This is a genomic window from Legionella sp. ST3F1 (assembly GCF_048553315.1).
Taxonomy (GTDB): domain Bacteria; phylum Pseudomonadota; class Gammaproteobacteria; order Legionellales; family Legionellaceae; genus Tatlockia; species Tatlockia donaldsonii.
This window is the reverse complement of sequence record NZ_JBLZIO010000007.1, coordinates 52042-69411: the sequence shown is the minus strand read 5'-3', so window position 1 is coordinate 69411 and position 17370 is coordinate 52042. Positions and strand designations below refer to the sequence as shown.

Sequence of the window (17370 nt, the reverse complement as noted above, 5' to 3'; positions counted from 1 at the left end):
GATTTTTAATCCTTTCTTCTTGCTCATGAATTACTTTATTTAAGCATAGCTGAAAGCGACAAAGGATGGCATTTCAAGGAGAAACCGTTAACCTCCGGAGAGGAGGTTAGCGTCGTGATTGGTTTAGAGTTTATGCCCATGCTCTTCAGTGTCTGTCGGTTGTGGTGGTGTTTGCTCTGATTTCGCCTGCTCTTTCATGCTGCCCATTTTGGCACGCATATCGGTTGATTTTTCTATGGCAGCAATTCGCTGATCGATAAGTTCTTTTCCCGATTCGAGTTTTGCACGTTTCTGGGGATCTTTTTCAGCCTCTAAAGCTTTTGCCACTTGTGTTTGGATGTCTTTTAAGCCCCCTCTAAAAAGCTGGCCATTCCCACAAGAAAACACATGATCATCAACGGGCTTACCGTTCTCCAATTTTTGCATAAGGAATTCACGCGGGGGCTCTGCTTTTGCTTGGGACTCAAAAAATGCCAAGGCTTCTTGTTCTGATGGAAAGGTAAGAATGTTTTTTGTTGGTCCCTCGGGTTCTTTATTATATTTTTTCTTGAAATCTTCTACTATTTTTTCCCAGTCGCTACTTGGTTTTTCTGCTTTAAATGCAGTTTCCGGTGCAGGTTTTTTAGGTCCATCATCCTGAATTGGCTTTTTAGCTTTTTGAGCCTCTTCTTCAAGGGCTTGTTGTTTTTTTCTGGCTACCTCTGCCGCTTCTTCAGCGATGCTGCGCATTTTTTTTCTTACTTCATCTTCAGGGGTGGACATAGTTTTTTCTCCAATCTACTGTATTTATTAAATAAATAAAATTAATACAGTTTGATTCAATATAGATCAATAATAAGTTAGAATAGGCTTTCTAGCAAGTTTGCTAAAACTATTATAACGATACCGTATTTAAAGATACTTTGGGGTTTATGGTACGATTAATTGCGATTTTTTTACAATTCTCTGATGTTAAGGGTAAAACTATAGAAAATCCTCTATAGTCGACTGAAGTGGATGAAAAATGAAAATACAAAAAGTAAATTTAAATGATAAATTTGGCTTATTTAGTGACCATTGGTCACCCAAAATAGTAGGCGATTTAAATGACGCACAGGTCAAATTGGCTAAATTTAAAGGTGAGTTTGTTTGGCATAAACATGATAATGAAGATGAGTTGTTTTTAGTAGTAAAAGGAAACCTGCTAATAAAATTAAGAGACCAAGACATTACTATCCATGAAGGGGAGTTTCTTATTATTCCTAAAGGTGTTGAGCATCTACCTGTTGCTGAAGAGGAAGTTCATGTGCTGCTTGTTGAACCAAAGACGACACTGAATACGGGTGATGCGGTTAGTGAGCTAGTACAAAAAGAGCTCGGTAGAATCTGATGATTGTTCATCAAAACCGGTACAAGCAGGTCCAGGTATTAAAAATGGTCATTCTATGGCCTGAAATTCGCTTTGATTGTACAATATCGTCCTTTAATAAAAACACAATAGGGTACTCATGTTAGAAGTAAATCAAATCACTCTTGGTTTGGCTGATTTGGAGCAGCGTATTAATGCGCTTAGGGGGTATCTTTGACTTCGATACTAAGCGTGAGCGTTTGGAAGAAGTTGTTCGTGAACTTGAATCCTCAGGAATTTGGAACAACCCTGAACAGGCACAAGCTTTAGGGCGTGAGCGTGCGCAGCTGGAGGCTGTGGTTATGCAGCTCGAAAAATTAACCCAATCTATAGCCGATTTAACAGAGCTTTTTGAGTTAGCGCGTTCAGAAGAGGACGAGAGCGCTATTTCTGATGTTGCCGCCGAACTTGCGGTTATCGAACAACAGGTGGCTGGACTTGAATTTAGACGCATGTTTTCCGGAAAAATGGATAACTCGAGTGCTTATCTTGATATTCAAGCTGGCTCTGGCGGGACCGAAGCTCAAGATTGGGCTGAAATGCTTTTGCGGATGTATTTGCGCTGGGGAGAGCATCATGGTTTTACTACAGAGTTAATCGAATGTTCTGCGGGTGAAGTGGCAGGCATTAAAAGTGCTACTATTCATTTTACTGGTGAATATGCCTATGGTTGGTTACGCACCGAAACAGGGGTGCATCGTTTAGTACGTAAATCGCCATTCGACTCTGGTAATCGACGGCATACCTCCTTTTCAGCCGTATTTGTTTCGCCTGAGGTTGATGAAGATATTGATATCGAAATCAATCCAGCGGATTTGCGAATAGATACCTACCGTGCTTCCGGAGCAGGTGGGCAGCATGTTAACAGAACTGATTCAGCAGTACGTATTACACATGCGCCCAGTGGAATAGTAGTTCAGTGCCAGACTGATAGAAGTCAGCACAAGAATAAAGATCAGGCAATGAAACAGTTGCGCGCTAAGCTCTATGAGATGGAGATGCAAAAGAAAAATGCGGCGCAACAAGCCCTGGAAGCAACCAAATCTGATATTGGTTGGGGATCGCAGATCCGTTCTTATGTCTTGGATCAGTCTCGTGTTAAGGATTTGCGTACCGGCGTTGAGACAAGTAATACGCAAGCAGTTTTAGATGGTGATTTAGATCAATTTATTGTAGCAAGTTTGAAAGCAGGAGTAGGGGAAGCATGATAGAAGAACAGCACCTAGATGAGAGTGAAGTTTACCAAATTCGTAAACAAAAATTGGCTGATTTGCGCAGCAGCGGTTTTAATTTCCCTAACCAGTTTCGTCGTCAATATTTAGCCGCCAGCTTAATGAATCAATATGCGGATATTGAGAAAGAAGTTTTGGCAGAAGAACATATAAAAGTTGTTGTTGCTGGGCGAATTGTCCTGCGCCGTATTATGGGTAAGGCCAGTTTTTTTCACATTCAGGATGTTTCCGGACGTTTACAGGTTTATGTACGGCAAAATGATTTACCAGAAATCTATGAGCAATTTAAGCACTGGGATTTGGGGGATATTGTCGGAGTTCGTGGCGAGTTATTCAAGACGAATACCGGTGAGCTAACAGTGAATGCGGAAGATATCGAGTTATTGACTAAATCTCTACGGCCTTTACCTGATAAATTTCACGGTCTGGCTGATCAGGAAGTACGTTATCGTAAACGCTATGTTGACTTAATCGCCAATGAAGAGAGCCGCCAAACGTTTCTATTGCGTTCAAAACTGATAAAAGCCTTAAGGCATTTCATGGACAATCATCAATTTTTGGAAGTAGAAACCCCAATGATGCACCCTATTCCGGGTGGTGCTTTAGCACGTCCATTCGTGACTCATCATAATAGCCTGGACATGCAAATGTTTTTACGCATTGCGCCTGAGCTTTATTTAAAACGGCTGGTGGTGGGTGGATTTGAGCGTGTTTATGAGATTAACCGTAATTTCCGCAATGAAGGTATCTCAACACGCCATAACCCTGAGTTTACGATGGTGGAATTCTACCAGGCCTATGCTGATTATCGTGATTTAATGGATTTCACTGAACAATTATTACATCATCTCTGTGATGTTGTGCTAGGGACGAGAAAAGTGGAATATCAAGGGCAACTAATTGATTTTTCAAAATCTTTTTCTCGAATGACTGTTAAAGAGGCTATTTTGCACTATCATCCTGAACTCAGCGCGGCTCAGATTGAAACGATTGATGGTTGCCGAGCCTTACTCGACAATTTGGGGTTTGCTTATAAGGGCAGTGATGGTTTGGGCAAGCTGCAAATGATCCTCTTTGAAGAAACTGTTGAACACCAGTTAATTCAGCCAACGTTCATTATTGGTTATCCTACCGAAGTATCTCCTTTGGCAAGACGTAGTGATCAGGATCCAGAGGTGACGGATCGATTTGAGTTTTTTATTGGTGGTCGTGAGATTGCGAATGGGTTTTCTGAGCTAAACGATTCACAGGATCAAGCAGAACGTTTTCAAAAACAGGTTGCGGAGAAAGATGCTGGGGACTTGGAAGCGATGCATTTTGACAGCGATTACATTGAAGCACTGGAATATGGCATGCCACCGACTGCTGGCGAAGGGATAGGTGTCGATCGATTAGTTATGCTGTTTACTAATTCCCCTTCCATACGCGATGTCATTTTATTTCCTCATTTACGGCAAACACTTTAGGCTAAAGAGGCAATCGGCTGATTGCCTCTTCTTTCATTCTTATTGTCTGGGTTGGCGTAAATTTTCGGGCAAAGCAAAGCCAGGTGTAGCTCTTTGAGGATTAATATCAATTCCTCCGCGCCGTGTATAGCGTGCATACACAAGTAATTTCTCTGGCTTACAATGGTTGAGAATATCCATAAAGATACGTTCAACACAATGCTCATGAAATTCAGCATGATTTCTTAACGAAATAATGTATTTAAGTAATCCTTCATGCTTGATTTTGCGTCCCTCATAGCGAATGAAAATAGTTGCCCAATCAGGTTGACTGGTGATCGGACAGTTTGATTTCAACAGATTGGAATAAAGAAGTTCCTTGTCAAAAAAAGGCGCTGTTTCTAAAAACTCAGGGGCATAAGTATAACGATTAGTACTGAGATCATAATGGTCAAGATTTATCCCTGCGGGTAAAAGGATTGTAGCTAGTGGTGAGTACTCCCAATGTTGTAGAGTGACTAGAACAGAGACGCCTACTACTTCGCTTAAGTCTTTACACAGAATCTTACTGACTTCCCTTTCGCTGTTAAACCGGGAGGCATTAAAACTATGAAGATAAAGCTTAAGGGATTTGGATTCAAAAATGCGGGGAGACTCGGCCGGAACAATGAATGTTGCCAGGGCAATAACAGGTTTTCCTTTACCATTTAACCAGGAAAATTCATAAGCATTCCAAATATCTTCACCTTGAAAGGGTAGTATGGAGGGTATTTTGATTTCCTGGCGCCGCTCACGTCGCGTTATACTAAATAGGAGTGATTTATCATAACGGGTCGAGTAGACTGTTTTTTTACCGAGAGGAGAATTTTCCAGATTGTTTATTCGTGCCATAATCATGTCCATCCAAGCATAATGGTTAAGAGAGAGCCAGAATATAAACTGGGTTTATCACCAATTAACCCCGTATTGTGTACGGTAACAAAATCATTCTTATGTTGTTATTGAATAAATCAAAAAGTATCTTGCAGGAAGAAATGCGAGTTCTTCCTTATAGAAAGGGGATTAAACTTGCCTTGCCTAAACACATGGAAACACGAACCCCTGTTTCCAGAATTCACTTATTTGATTTACTAAAGCTGTCGATGAGTGTTTATTTTCTTGATGCCAACAGCACAACCCATTTAATGAATCAATATGGAGCCTTGCTTTGTGGCTTTGATTCAGCAGAGGATTCAAAAGGACGCTGTTTACTGGATGTCGCTGAAAAACAATCAGCACTGCAATTAATGCGTAATAGTTCTGATGTTTGCATAACCAATACAATTAAGGTTTATGAAGAACGCCTGGTGAATCATGAAGGAAATGAACAATTCATTTTTTCCGTTAAATTCCCTTGGTTTAACCATAATAATCAATTGGTTGGTTCTGCCGGTTTTAGTTTTAATCTGCATTCAAGTTCATTGATTTATTCTTTACAACAAATCAGAGAGTTAGGTTTGTTTCCACATATCACTGCGCTATTGGGTAATAATTCTTATGCGATTAATAGCCTTGATTTTACGGCGCGGGAAAAGGATTGTGCTTACTGGTTAGTAAGAGGCTATAGCGCAAAGCAGATTGCAGCCAAATTAGGTTTGTCTTTTCGCACTATTGAAGACTATCTTGGCAATATGAAAATTAAAATGAATGTTTCTTCAAAACAGGCGTTAATAGAAAAATTAATCGACGGTTTATGAGAGCGGGAGGGCGTGTATGTTTGCGCTAATCTGCATTTAACAGCTTTTTCATAATCCTTGTAAGGACTTACAGTACCTAATTTCGTCATTGCGAACCTTGGCGAAGCAACCGAAATGATTCTTTGTTAGAAACCTGTACTTGGTCGCTTCACGTCGTTCGCAATGACGACAGATCTTATTCGATTTAAAAAAATAACATACCCTGTGAACTTACTCCGTATTAGCGCGTCAAGAGATATGGCTACGATGGTGTAATGTGTCAGGCTTTAGATATTGATTTTTTTATCATACCGACGATGGCTGTTAAAACGGCTCCCCCAACTAATCCTGAGCCAACATTGCCTAATAATGCGTGAATAGACATATCCCCTAAGCCTAAACTATTTAACATTCCAACGGCTTGAAGGATGTAACCGCCTGCTGCGCCTCCAATAATGCCCGCGATTGAATTACCAAGTGCACCAAGGCTTTTATCTTTCCATGCAGCACCAAGAAGGTGCCCTCCTACCAGCCCGCTCACTAAATTTACTCCCAAGCTCACAAGATCCATAACTAACTCCCTTTAGTTGACTGTTTTAAAAACTAGCATGGGCTATTTTTCACGTCAATGTATCAATGCAACGAAACTAAAATAAGATCAATGACTTCATTTTAACTCTAGACCATAGCGGTATTGACTGTCGTTAGCTTTAGTTCACTTGTGTGTGACTAAAAAAATAGTTCAGGGAATTAATGATTGGTTTTGCTTCTTTAAGAATGTTTTTAAACTTTAAATCAGCATGCTCAAGCAATTTAGTAATTAATAAGCTATTTTTTATCTGATACTTATTAAGATGCTGCGATAAATCAACACTGTTTTTCGGGGAAAAAATGTCATCATGGAGTGAGTGAATAATAGTCACATTTGCATCTATTTTTGTAATGTGGTCTTCATATTGTGCTCGCTGTGAAATATCAAGAAAGAAAGGTCTTATTGAATCGGTGATAAATCCTTTTTTTCCTAAAAGCCTAACTAAAGAATATAAAGTGCTCCTTCGTGAAGATTCCTGATTAATAAATTTCAGCACATCTAGTCTTATTTCTTCTTCTTTTTTATTTTGAAAGCAAAAAGTGATCGCTTGATTCAGTAAGTTTATATCATCACCAGTCGATTCATTTTTCTCGTGCATATATTGACTGTGAAGGAGCATTTTTAACAGCACAAGTTGAGCATAGAAGCTTTTGGGTGATTCCAGGATTTCTGCAAAGCTATTTTGAGCAGAGAAATAAGGACTAATCAGACAAAGCGATTTAATTTTCGGTTTCAGTGGTTCTTTGGATGCCAATTTGCTCATGAATAGGCAAGAGGTTGAAGGGCCAAGAAAAGAATAATAGCCATTTATTTCGGTTGTCGTGATGGATAAATGATCTAAAAAACGGGTAAGCGAATCAAAATCATATTCAGTTGTAGATCGAAGTTCTACATAAGCAGGTATACGCGGAACTAGGCAAGTAAAACCAATCGCTACTAAAGCCCCCACTAATTTCAAGATGCGAGCATCGTTATTCCCCTCCTGGTTAAGGCCGTGAAATACAACAATGGTACCACGTCTCAGTTTCTGATCCGGCTGTGAATAAAAATCTGCCTCCAATTGGTCATGGCAGAAATGCTTTTTCGTCATTGATAAGGTATTTTTTTTAGCTAAAAAAAGAAGAAATTTAATAGAGTCTTTAGTTAAAAATACACTATCAATTGACATAGCCTTTCTGTCCTGTGAGCTGCAGTGGTTAATAACGATAGTTCAAGCGGTTTTCAAATCAATAACATTAAGACATTAAGACAAAGTAAAAACAAGATAAAGATGATTTTACGAATTTTAAAAAATATAACATTTTGATTTATAAATAATATTGAAATTTTTTATTGAAGAATTAAGGAGTTATTCTCGCTTGAAAATAAAATGATTCCTACTAATATTTATAAATATAGGTTAATTATTTTACAGAGTGAATTTCTGTGAAATACGGCATAGGAGATACGGAAATGAGTAATTTATCAAAACGAAAAGGAGATATTTCCAGCACAGCTGAATCTTTATTGAGTCCGTTTAGAGGCCTTCATCAAGAAGTTAATAGAGCCATGAGTGATTTGTATAATTTGTTCGAATCCAGCAACTTGAATTTAGAACATTTTCACAACCTAAGACTATCTCCAGCAATGGATATCATTGAAGATAAAGATTGTCTTAAAATTGAAATTGAAATGCCAGGCATGGATGAAAAAGACATTAAAATTTCTATTAGTGATAACGTAATAACTATTCAAGGTGAAAAAAGTACATCTAAGAAAGATGAAAATAAAAATTATCTGAGCCGTGAAATCAGTTATGGACGTTACGATAGAACCATTACTTTGCCTCAGTCAGTTGATGTTGATAAAGCGAAAGCGTCTTTCAAAAAGGGTATGTTGTGGGTAACGATACCTAAGAAAGCTGAAAGTAAAGGAAAGCTTCGTGAACTCAATATTAATAAGGAATAAATAAGAAAGCTTTCTCTCCTTCAGTATCTTGCTGAAGGAGAGTTTTTTATTGTGATTTTCGGTTAGTTATCTTCATCATCCCAGCTGAGAGTTCCGCCGGCTTGATATTCAATCACGCGAGTTTCAAAGAAGTTTTTCTCTTTTTTGAGATCCATCATTTCACTCATCCAGGGGAATGGGTTTTCAGCACCAGGGTATTGTTCTGGTAAACCAATCTGGCTAAGGCGACGGTTAGCAATGAAATGTAAATACTCTTCAAACATTTCTGCGTTCATGCCCAAAATGCCATGTGGCATGGTATCTCTAGCATATTGATATTCCAACGCTACACCTTCTTTAATCAATTGGATGATTTCCTCTTTAAAATCAGGTGTCCACAAGTGAGGATTTTCAATTTTTATTTGGTTAATGACATCAATACCGAAATTCATGTGCATGGATTCATCACGCAAAATATATTGAAATTGCTCAGATGTACCGACCATTTTATTACGTCTGCCCATAGACAGGATTTGTGTGAAACCAACATAGAAGAAGATACCTTCAAAAATCACATAGAAGGCAATCAGATCTCGTAATAATCGTTGATCATCCTCTGGTGTTCCCGTATGGAAATTAGGATCACTCAAGCTTTGGGTAAAAGGCAGTGCCCAAGCAGCTTTTGTAGCAACAGAAGGGATCTCGCGATACATATTAAATACAGCAGCTTCATCCAGTCCCAAACTTTCGATAATATATTGATAAGCGTGAGTGTGAAGAGCCTCTTCGAAGGCTTGACGTAACAGGTATTGACGGCATTCTGGGTTAGTAATGTGACGGTAAACAGCCAAGACCAGGTTATTGGCTACCAAAGAATCGGCTGTTGAGAAGAAGCCCAAATTGCGTAAAACAATCAATCGTTCGTCTGCAGTTAAACCATTAGGATCTTTCCATAAAGCAACATCAGTGCTCATATTGATTTCATTGGGCATCCAGTGATTAGCACAGGCAGTTAAGTATTTATCCCAAGCCCAAGTATATTTAAAGGGAACTAATTGGTTTAAATCAGCTCGGCAGTTGATAATTTGCTTGTCATCAACATGAATGCGGCCAGCCCCCATTTCTAAGGCTTCCAAGCCGGTAGCACCCATAGGATTGGGTGCTTTCATCGTTTCTAAAGTGGTTATTGACATCAAATTCTCCTCATTATTGGCAAGCTTCGCAGTCAGGATCCAGAATAGAGCATACTTTAGGTTCTGCTTCTATCTTGACTGCATTAAGTGCCCCGTCAGTGACAGTGGATTTTTCTGCATTACTAGCACCCAGGCTACGTAGATAGTAGGTTGTTTTCAAACCGCGTACCCAAGCAAGTTTATATAATTGATCAAGCTTTTTACCGGATGGCTGAGCCATGTATATATTCAGCGATTGGGCCTGATCAATCCATTTCTGGCGACGAGAAGCAGCCTCTACTAGCCACATGGGATCAATTTCAAACGCCGTTGCATAACGTGCTTTTAGTTCAGCAGGAATACGACTGATAGGTTGTACGCTGCCGTTGAAATATTTCAAATCATTAACCATGACTTCATCCCAAAGGCCGAGTGCTTTCAAATCAGCAACCAAATAAGGGTTAATCACTGTAAATTCGCCAGACAAATTAGACTTCACGTAGAGATTTTGATAAGTCGGCTCAATCGATTGTGATACACCACAAATATTGGAAATAGTGGCCGTTGGAGCAATGGCCATCACATTAGAGTTACGCATTCCCTGAGTACGTACCTTGACTCGTAAATCTTCCCAATCCAGACGTTGTGAACGATCTTGCTCAAGGTATTTGTTACGAGTTTGTTGTAACAAATTAATGGAATCAATAGGTAGAATCCCTTTGCTCCATAAAGAACCCTCATAACTTGAATAACTACCTCGTTCTTTCGCTAATTCACAGGAGGCTTCAATGGCGTAATAACTGATTAATTCCATTGATTCATCAGCGAATTCAACAGCTTTTTTAGAGGTATAATCAATTTTGAGTGCATAAAGCGCATCCTGGAAGCCCATTAAACCCAGGCCAATTGGACGATGCTGCAGGTTAGAGTTGCGGGCTTGTGGGACAGAGTAATAATTAATGTCAATCACATTATCAAGCATGCGAATAGCGGTAGTGATGGTACGCTTTAATTTTTCACGATCCAGTTTGCCATTATGGATATGGGCAGGCAAGTTAACACTACCTAGGTTACAGACTGCAATTTCATCCTGTGACGTATTGAGTGTAATTTCCGTACACAGATTGGAGCTGTGAATGACTCCCACGTGCTGCTGAGGTGAGCGCAGATTGCATGGATCTTTAAAAGTTAACCATGGATGACCGGTTTCAAATAACATGGAAAGCATACGGCGCCATAGTTTAAGGGCAGAAATTCTTTTAACATTTTTAATTTCACCACGTTGCGCCTTTTCTTCGCATTGAGTGTACAGGGTTTCGAACTCGCTTCCGTAGGCATCATGCAACTCAGGAACTTCATCGGGGGAGAATAAAGTCCATTCACCATCTTCATGCACACGCTTCATGAATAAATCAGGTATCCACAGGGCCGTGTTCATATCATGCGTACGGCGTCTGTCGTCACCGGTATTTTTACGTAATTCAGTAAACTCTTCTACATCGCGGTGCCAGCATTCAAGATAGGCGCAAACAGCCCCTTTACGCTTACCACCCTGATTTACAGCAACAGCTGTTGAGTCAGCAACTTTTAAGAAAGGTACAACACCTTGCGATTTACCATTCGTGCCTTTGATATGTGCCCCCATGGCGCGAACAGGAGTCCAATCATTGCCAAGCCCACCAGCAAATTTAGACAGCAGCGCATTATCCTTAATTGCACTGTAAATGCCATCCAGATGATCAGGGACTGTGGTCAAATAGCAGCTTGATAACTGGGGTCTGACTGTACCCGAGTTAAAGAGTGTCGGAGTAGAGGACATATAGTCGAAAGAGGATAACAGTAGGTAAAATTCGATTGCTTTATCATCTTTGTTTTGCTCACGAATCGCTAAGCCCATCGCTACACGCATAAAGAAGGCCTGCGGTAATTCATAGCGGACACCCTGTTCGTGAATGAAATAACGATCATAAAGCGTCTGCAGGCTTAAATAGGTGAATTTCATATCGCGTTGGGGTAACAATGCTTTTGCCAGCTTATCCAAATTAAAATCAGTCAATTTGTGTTCGAGCATGCCTTGGTTGATACCTTGGGCAATGTAGGCCTTGAAGTACGCAGGATAGAGGGCTGCCATTTCATCGAAGGTTGCTTCTGTTTGTATATTTAATTTATTTAATGCTTCAGCACGTAAACTGTCCAGGAGTAAACGAGCGCTGACGTAGCTATAATTAGGCTCTTTTTCTACCAGGGCACGAGCGGCCATAATTAAGGCTTTATGAACGTCCTCCAGTTTGGCCTGATTATAAAGGTTACGCAGGGCATCTTTAATAACAGGCTCTGCTTTAACATTATCCAATTCACGGCAGGCTTCGGCAACAATAGTATCTACACGCGCCATATCCAAAGGTTTCAATTCACCATCAGGCATAGTGATGAGCGGCACCTTGTTATCACTGGCTTGTTGTTTTAGAGCAGTTTCTCGGGCTTTACGGTGTTCTTCACGATAGAGCACATAAGCACGCGCAATTTTGTATTGACTGCTACGCATTAAAGCCAGTTCTACTTGATCCTGGATGTCTTCGATATGAATACTGCCGCCGCTTGGATGACGACGTTTAAAGGCTTGAGTAACCCGTTGAGTGATTTCATCAATTTGCTGATGAATCCTATTTGATGCTGCTGCATTGCCGCCTTCTACAGCAATAAATGCTTTAGTAATGGCAACTTTGATTTTGCTATCATCATAGCTAACAACTTTGCCATTGCGCTTTATGGTTTTCAGCAAACCTGGTGCTGTAGCGGTCAATTCCAGTTGACTTGTTTGCGGTACATCTTTTACCGACTCAAGAATCTCAGACATGTTTTCTCCACGGTGTTGTTTGGCCACCCAACTAATTTCAATCCTTAAGATTAGTTGGATCCATATTTAAAAATATAGAATAAATCGTTGCTGAATACAATCTTAAATACACCATATCTGGTGGTATTTTTGTTTTAAAAAAACAATATATTGTGTTTTTTGGAAAAATCAAGAGAACAAAGTGGGAGTAAGCTGTGGATAAGATGTGAGAGTATTGTTAACAGCTTTTTGCAGCGAAAAGCAATTGTTTGAATTTTCAGTTAAAACCCCGCCAGGGATTTTCCAGAATAGAAAATGCTTATTCTTAAGCTAAAATAATTTAAACCATTAGGCAATGGCAATGATTGTAAAGTGGAAGGCAAGAGAGATTTTGCTATAGTTGAAAAGATATTTAAACGAGGGTGGCTTAAAGTTCACTTAAGGATATAACGATGAAAGCTAAAGACGATTCCAATCATTTTAATAATTTTGCAAAGCGGGTTTCACACGCAGTTGGTCAATCCGGGTGTTTTATAATTGCATTGAGTTTAGTATTGATTTGGCTCGTTACAGGCCCTTTATTTCATTTTTCAGATACATGGCAGCTTATAATTAATACTGGGACGACCATTATTACCTTTTTAATGGTGTTCTTAATTCAGAATACGCAAAATCGTGATACGAAAATTCTTAACTTAAAAATTGATGAATTAATCAAAACGAAAAAAAATGCGCGTAATTCTATTTTGGATTTGGATAAATTATCCGATGAGGATTTAAAAAAATTGGAAGAAGAATATAAAAAACTATGTAAAGACAAGTAAGAGTTAATCTGTTTGACACAGTTCTATAGATGTAGAGAGTACGTTACCCTTAAATTATTATTAATATGAAGGCCTCAATTTTTTTTCATCTCGAGGTGTTTTTTCCATTCAAAGTTGATGTAATCATCAATTAATCGTTTAATTTCTGTTTTGGCTCCAATTTTTGTAGGGTGTTCAGTATGAAATTTCTGTAATAAGCAGGGATTACTTGAATCTTTGGTGTAAAAGAAGACTTCACCTTCAGCGTGGTACAGATTACTCTCCGTGGGTTTTATATCATAACAAACCCTAAATCCCTTTGAAGTATATTCTGTCATCACTTCTTGTCCTTACCAGTAATTTGCGGAGAGAAATCTGTGATAGTTAAACGTATTAATCTCCTTTTTTACCGCCATGATCCTGTTTGTTTACAGTTCGCCAGGCACGTTCTTCAGCTTCTTTTTTTGATACACCTTCTTTACGGTATTTTTCTTCAATATGATGGGCTTGGCGTTTTTGCTTGTCGGTATATTTTGACTTATCTCCTTGTGGCATTTTAATCTCCTTATTAGACATTTTCTTATCTTAATTATAGACAATGGTTTTCTGTGATTAATTTTCGAGATTTTTGCTTTAAATGCCCAGTGAGTTCTATTTAATAAATTTCTTGCCAAGAGTAGCTAAAACTGTAAGGAATTCTATACGAATGATGTACCTAAGCATATTTTTTATAAAGCTCCCTTTGGCACTTTCCCAACCGATTATAAAGGCAGGTAGAAGGCCAATGAGGGCATCAGTAGAGTGGATAAAGCTCGTCAAACAATGGTAATGCTTTCGCACTTTAATTTGTTGTTTATGTAAATTCCTATCTAGTTTTTCAATTTTGATAATCAGTTGCTTTCGGGAGTTTTTCATGGGTATTCTGCCTGGCAAAATAAGCTCTTGTTTTCTTGAAACTCATTTTTTCTAAATTGGATCTTAAATATCTTGCTAATAGAAAAGAAACACCAAGGTTAAATAATAAGACCATAGAAATGCCAAAAAAGGCATTACCAACAAGTTGGGTCAAGAAATATCCAAACAACAACATGGCTGATAACCACAACGTAGTGAGTGTAATTAATAACAGACATACATTAATTAACAGAGGATAAATACTTAGCCCTGCTAATTTTGCCTCTAACTTAATAAGACGAGTGACTAGTTTAAAAATGCGTATTTTCCCTGAAACTAGTCCCTCTAAGTGTTCAATAATATTCATTTATTTTTTAATATGAGAGAAAGCAAAAAACCTACCCCACCTGCTATTAGTAAAGAGGTTAGTGGATTTTTTTGTACTTTCTTCAAAAGCTCGTCGGAATACCCTTTAAGTTCATCTTGTACGTCTTCCAATTTATTTAAGCCTTCTTCATAAACGTCATTGGCCAGTTTTTTCCCTTCGTGTAATAAATGATTTGCGGCCTCGCCAACATGAGCTTTACTGCGGCCATTATGTGCGCTTTCTTTGAGAGAGGGCTTTTTATGTGCATGTGCAGCGGTGGTTCGTTTCGTTTCCATGTCTATTTACCTCCTTGGTTATTTATCATTAAGCATAGTTTAAAAATAGACATAAGAGTAAATTAAAAACAATATGCTTCCATTGAAGTACGAAAGCTGTTGCTACTCTTGCCTTTTATCTCTCTTTTGGCAGTCCGCTAAATTGTCACCTATAGTTTAAATATTCCATTTTTAAACAATGCTTCATAATAGATAAGGAATTTTATGAGTAACAAGGGAAAGGCGAAAACACCTGAAAATAATTCAGAACAATATATTCCTGGACAATGGTTCAATACCATGAAAATGTTGGAGAATAATCCTTGGCTTGAACTGCAGATGACTTTAATCAATAAACAAATTCAGTTCTTGAATACGTTTGCCAATAGTATGTGTAGTTATTTCAATTCTACTAATAAACTGCTTAATAAATGGATAGAACTTCCTACAACCAATATTGTGCTAGAAAATATAAATAATATAGCTAAGTCCATGAATTTACCGACGAATTCCGCTATATTACCGCTGCTGGGGAAAGCGATATTTGAACCTACTACAGATATGGATCCTATGCAAACTATCTTGGATATCGTGCAATCTCCTTTAATAACGACAACGAAACCTAAAAGCAAGAAAAAGAATAAGAAATGATTTATTAAATAGAATAAATTATTACATTCTGTCGCTAATTTTTGTTAAAAGGGCAATAGTCATCTATAGTATAAATAGGATCAACTATTAACCAAATTTAATGAATGGGGGTAGTTGTTGAATGATTTTGATGCTTTTATTCTAGTAAAATCAAAAAGTTAATTTATATGCTTAATTGGGAAGAAAGTATCATGGAAAGATATTTGAGAAAAGGGTCCCCCTTATTAGACAATCTTTATCACCAGCATTTTGGATAGTACAGGAATGGTTTCTTTTTCAACAGCACTAATAAAATGATCAAATTGAAGGGGCTGGTGCACAAAAACTGAGGAAACAAACTAAAGCATAATAAAGAATGGATAGTTTTTAAGAAAGGAGAAAAAAATGCTGAAATATATTATTGCCTGGCTACTAGGAGTGCCTATCAGTATATTGATCCTCATTTGGCTGGTTTCTCATATTTTTTAATCTCTAACCACCATGAGGAACATAACTGTAACATAGGAGTGCACTATGAAGCAGAAAAGCCCTCAACAACAACCGCCGCAAGAACAAAAAAAACAACCCGGTATTGAGGCTAAAATGCGGCCTCAACCTGAGTATTTATCTGCAGATTACAAAGGAAGTGATAAACTGCTCGGTAAAACAGCCTTGATTACAGGTGGTGATAGTGGCATCGGTCGTGCCGTCGCTTGCGCTTTTGCAAAAGAAGGCGCGGATGTGATTGTCCATTATTTAAATGAGCATCAAGACGCTGAAAAAACCAAACAATTAATCGAAGCGATAGGCAGGCATTGTTGGCTCATGCCTGCTAATTTACAGACTTATGGTGCCTGTAAGAAACTGGTCACTCAGGCTGAAAAATTAGTTAAGCAGATCGATATTTTAGTGAATAATATTGCAGAACAGCATCCACAAGATACTTTGGAGGAAATAAGTTGTGAGCAGTTAGAACGGACTTTTAAGACTAATTTCTTTTCTTATTTTTACATGATCAAAGCCTTATTGCCTCATTTGAAAAAAGGAGGCGTGATTATTAATACTACCTCTGTAACAGCATACAAAGGAAATGATCACCTAATTGATTATTCCGCAACTAAAGGCGCTATCATTGCGCTTACTCGCTCACTTGCGCAAAACCTTATTTCGCGCCAGATTCGTGTCAATGCTGTGGCGCCAGGCCCTGTTTGGACTCCTCTGATTCCAGCAAGTTTTACAGCAGAACAAGTAGCAGAATTTGGTCAACAAGTACCAATGAAACGGGCAGGGCAACCTGCAGAAATTGCTCCGGCTTACGTATACCTTGCCTCGAACGATTCATCCTATATGACTGGCCAAGTGCTGCATCCTAATGGTGGAGTCATCGTTAATGGCTAATTACATTGAATGGTTAGCATTATAATATTTTACATAGGCTTCATTATCATAAAATAAAAAACAATCAGTAAGCTGATAAAAGCAGGCCATCCTAAAAAAAACCACCAGCGAAAATAGTAATGGTACTCTGCTGGAAGAGACGTTTTATTTTTAATGCACATTATGATGATGTCGCGTAGCTTTATTTGAAAATAAACCACAGGAAACCAGCAACAAGCGGTAAAGGTATAGCCTGTTATAGCCCCCCAGATCCACAGGGATTTAAAGGAGTACCCTGCCAGGTAGATCATCCAAAAACCTGTGAGGGCTTGTATAAAGCCCGAGATACCAGTAAATAGCCAATCTACTAATACGACATATTGATTACAGACTGCCATGGTCGACATGTTTTTTGTAGAGTGCCCATAAAGCAAAACACAGGCAGTACCAAGTCCGGTACCAAATAATAGGGTAGAGCTTAAAATGTGAATATACTTTAGCCATAAATAAAGCATGCATTGTCTCCAAGGATCAAAATAAAAGAATACTATCAAAAGAACAAGGAGCAAGCTTTTATGAAACTCTCCACTACTGTTACCGATTGAGCCTATTAAGTTATCAGTTTTGGGGAGTGGAATAATTGTACTGTTGCTTTATTAAATTGAAGACTATCCTCTGGTTTTCGCATCGTTAAAAGATGCTTATCACAAAAAAGCTGC

At 38.6% G+C, this 17370-nt stretch carries 19 protein-coding genes; 8 read left to right on the top strand and 11 right to left on the bottom strand.

Annotated elements, in window-relative coordinates; all coding sequences use genetic code 11:
* Positions 1 to 123: 123 nt before the first annotated feature.
* Positions 124 to 762 (bottom strand): hypothetical protein, encoded by a 639-nt coding sequence (locus ACN4Z1_RS06725; RefSeq protein WP_115221686.1) that lies wholly within the window; start codon positions 760 to 762, stop codon positions 124 to 126.
* Positions 763 to 1003: 241 nt separating this feature from the next.
* Between ACN4Z1_RS06725 and ACN4Z1_RS06720 the strand changes: the two genes are divergently transcribed.
* The 3 genes from ACN4Z1_RS06720 to lysS all read left to right on the top strand — a co-directional run bounded on the left by ACN4Z1_RS06720 (position 1004) and on the right by lysS (position 4085).
* Entirely contained in the window at positions 1004 to 1369 is a 366-nt protein-coding gene (locus tag ACN4Z1_RS06720) for a cupin domain-containing protein (RefSeq protein ID WP_228364849.1), read from the top strand.
* Positions 1370 to 1487: 118 nt separating this feature from the next.
* Positions 1488 to 2595 (top strand): peptide chain release factor 2 gene (gene prfB, locus ACN4Z1_RS06715; RefSeq protein ID WP_228364850.1). Its coding sequence is split into 2 segments (ribosomal slippage): positions 1488 to 1562 and positions 1564 to 2595, totalling 1107 coding nucleotides; the frame shifts between segments, so codons are not numbered across the junction.
* Positions 2592 to 4085, top strand: a complete 1494-nt coding sequence (lysS, locus tag ACN4Z1_RS06710) for a lysine--tRNA ligase (protein WP_228364851.1) — start codon at positions 2592 to 2594, stop codon at positions 4083 to 4085. Before prfB ends, lysS begins: the two co-directional genes overlap by 4 nt.
* A 39-nt stretch (positions 4086 to 4124) precedes the next feature.
* On the opposite strand, the gene queF is transcribed toward lysS, so the two are convergent.
* Positions 4125 to 4955, bottom strand: a complete 831-nt coding sequence (gene queF, locus ACN4Z1_RS06705) for an NADPH-dependent 7-cyano-7-deazaguanine reductase QueF (protein WP_228364852.1) — start codon at positions 4953 to 4955, stop codon at positions 4125 to 4127.
* A 101-nt stretch (positions 4956 to 5056) separates the two neighbouring features.
* Here queF and ACN4Z1_RS06700 point away from each other — a divergent pair, with 101 nt between their 5' ends.
* On the top strand, positions 5057 to 5800 hold the full coding sequence (locus tag ACN4Z1_RS06700) for a helix-turn-helix transcriptional regulator (RefSeq protein WP_228364853.1): 744 nt from the start codon (positions 5057 to 5059) through the stop codon (positions 5798 to 5800).
* A 259-nt stretch (positions 5801 to 6059) separates the two neighbouring features.
* Here the strand turns inward: ACN4Z1_RS06700 and ACN4Z1_RS06695 are convergent, their stop codons facing one another.
* Together ACN4Z1_RS06695 and ACN4Z1_RS06690 are read right to left on the bottom strand one after the other, a co-directional pair.
* Positions 6060 to 6350, bottom strand: coding sequence for a hypothetical protein (locus ACN4Z1_RS06695; RefSeq protein WP_228364854.1), 291 nt, complete (start codon positions 6348 to 6350; stop codon positions 6060 to 6062).
* A gap of 139 nt (positions 6351 to 6489) precedes the next feature.
* Complete coding sequence (locus ACN4Z1_RS06690) at positions 6490 to 7539, bottom strand: alpha/beta fold hydrolase (RefSeq protein WP_228364855.1); 1050 nt, start codon at positions 7537 to 7539, stop codon at positions 6490 to 6492.
* Between the two features lie 284 nt (positions 7540 to 7823).
* On the opposite strand from ACN4Z1_RS06690, the gene ACN4Z1_RS06685 reads away from it, so the two are divergent.
* Positions 7824 to 8318 (top strand): Hsp20/alpha crystallin family protein, encoded by a 495-nt coding sequence (locus ACN4Z1_RS06685; protein WP_115221679.1) that lies wholly within the window; start codon positions 7824 to 7826, stop codon positions 8316 to 8318.
* A 62-nt stretch (positions 8319 to 8380) separates the two neighbouring features.
* On the opposite strand, the gene ACN4Z1_RS06680 is transcribed toward ACN4Z1_RS06685, so the two are convergent.
* Both ACN4Z1_RS06680 and ACN4Z1_RS06675 read right to left on the bottom strand, forming a co-directional pair.
* Positions 8381 to 9490: a ribonucleotide-diphosphate reductase subunit beta gene (locus ACN4Z1_RS06680; RefSeq protein ID WP_115221678.1), complete on the bottom strand. Its 1110-nt coding sequence runs from the start codon at positions 9488 to 9490 to the stop codon at positions 8381 to 8383.
* 13 nt (positions 9491 to 9503) lie between these two features.
* A complete protein-coding gene (locus ACN4Z1_RS06675; protein ID WP_228364856.1) occupies positions 9504 to 12326 on the bottom strand; it encodes a ribonucleoside-diphosphate reductase subunit alpha in 2823 nt (940 codons plus the stop codon).
* Between the two features lie 431 nt (positions 12327 to 12757).
* Between ACN4Z1_RS06675 and ACN4Z1_RS06670 the strand changes: the two genes are divergently transcribed.
* Complete coding sequence (locus tag ACN4Z1_RS06670) at positions 12758 to 13129, top strand: low affinity iron permease family protein (RefSeq protein ID WP_228364857.1); 372 nt, start codon at positions 12758 to 12760, stop codon at positions 13127 to 13129.
* 74 nt (positions 13130 to 13203) lie between these two features.
* Here the strand turns inward: ACN4Z1_RS06670 and ACN4Z1_RS06665 are convergent, their stop codons facing one another.
* From ACN4Z1_RS06665 to ACN4Z1_RS06650, 4 genes are all read right to left on the bottom strand, one after another.
* A complete protein-coding gene (locus tag ACN4Z1_RS06665; RefSeq protein ID WP_228364858.1) occupies positions 13204 to 13446 on the bottom strand; it encodes a hypothetical protein in 243 nt (80 codons plus the stop codon).
* 55 nt (positions 13447 to 13501) lie between these two features.
* The gene (locus ACN4Z1_RS06660) at positions 13502 to 13663 is read right to left on the bottom strand and encodes a hypothetical protein (RefSeq protein WP_228364859.1); all 162 of its coding nucleotides are present in this window, start codon (positions 13661 to 13663) and stop codon (positions 13502 to 13504) included.
* Positions 13664 to 13985: 322 nt separating this feature from the next.
* Positions 13986 to 14369: a hypothetical protein gene (locus ACN4Z1_RS06655; RefSeq protein ID WP_228364860.1), complete on the bottom strand. Its 384-nt coding sequence runs from the start codon at positions 14367 to 14369 to the stop codon at positions 13986 to 13988.
* On the bottom strand, positions 14366 to 14665 hold the full coding sequence (locus ACN4Z1_RS06650) for a hypothetical protein (protein WP_228364861.1): 300 nt from the start codon (positions 14663 to 14665) through the stop codon (positions 14366 to 14368). Before ACN4Z1_RS06650 ends, ACN4Z1_RS06655 begins: the two co-directional genes overlap by 4 nt.
* 204 nt (positions 14666 to 14869) lie before the next feature.
* Here ACN4Z1_RS06650 and ACN4Z1_RS06645 point away from each other — a divergent pair, with 204 nt between their 5' ends.
* A complete protein-coding gene (locus tag ACN4Z1_RS06645; protein ID WP_228364862.1) occupies positions 14870 to 15295 on the top strand; it encodes a hypothetical protein in 426 nt (141 codons plus the stop codon).
* A gap of 513 nt (positions 15296 to 15808) precedes the next feature.
* Positions 15809 to 16672: an SDR family oxidoreductase gene (locus ACN4Z1_RS06640; RefSeq protein ID WP_228364863.1), complete on the top strand. Its 864-nt coding sequence runs from the start codon at positions 15809 to 15811 to the stop codon at positions 16670 to 16672.
* A gap of 29 nt (positions 16673 to 16701) precedes the next feature.
* Here the strand turns inward: ACN4Z1_RS06640 and ACN4Z1_RS06635 are convergent, their stop codons facing one another.
* The gene (locus tag ACN4Z1_RS06635; RefSeq protein ID WP_228364864.1) at positions 16702 to 17166 is read right to left on the bottom strand and encodes a DUF2269 family protein; all 465 of its coding nucleotides are present in this window, start codon (positions 17164 to 17166) and stop codon (positions 16702 to 16704) included.
* Between the last annotated feature and the right edge of the window lie 204 nt (positions 17167 to 17370).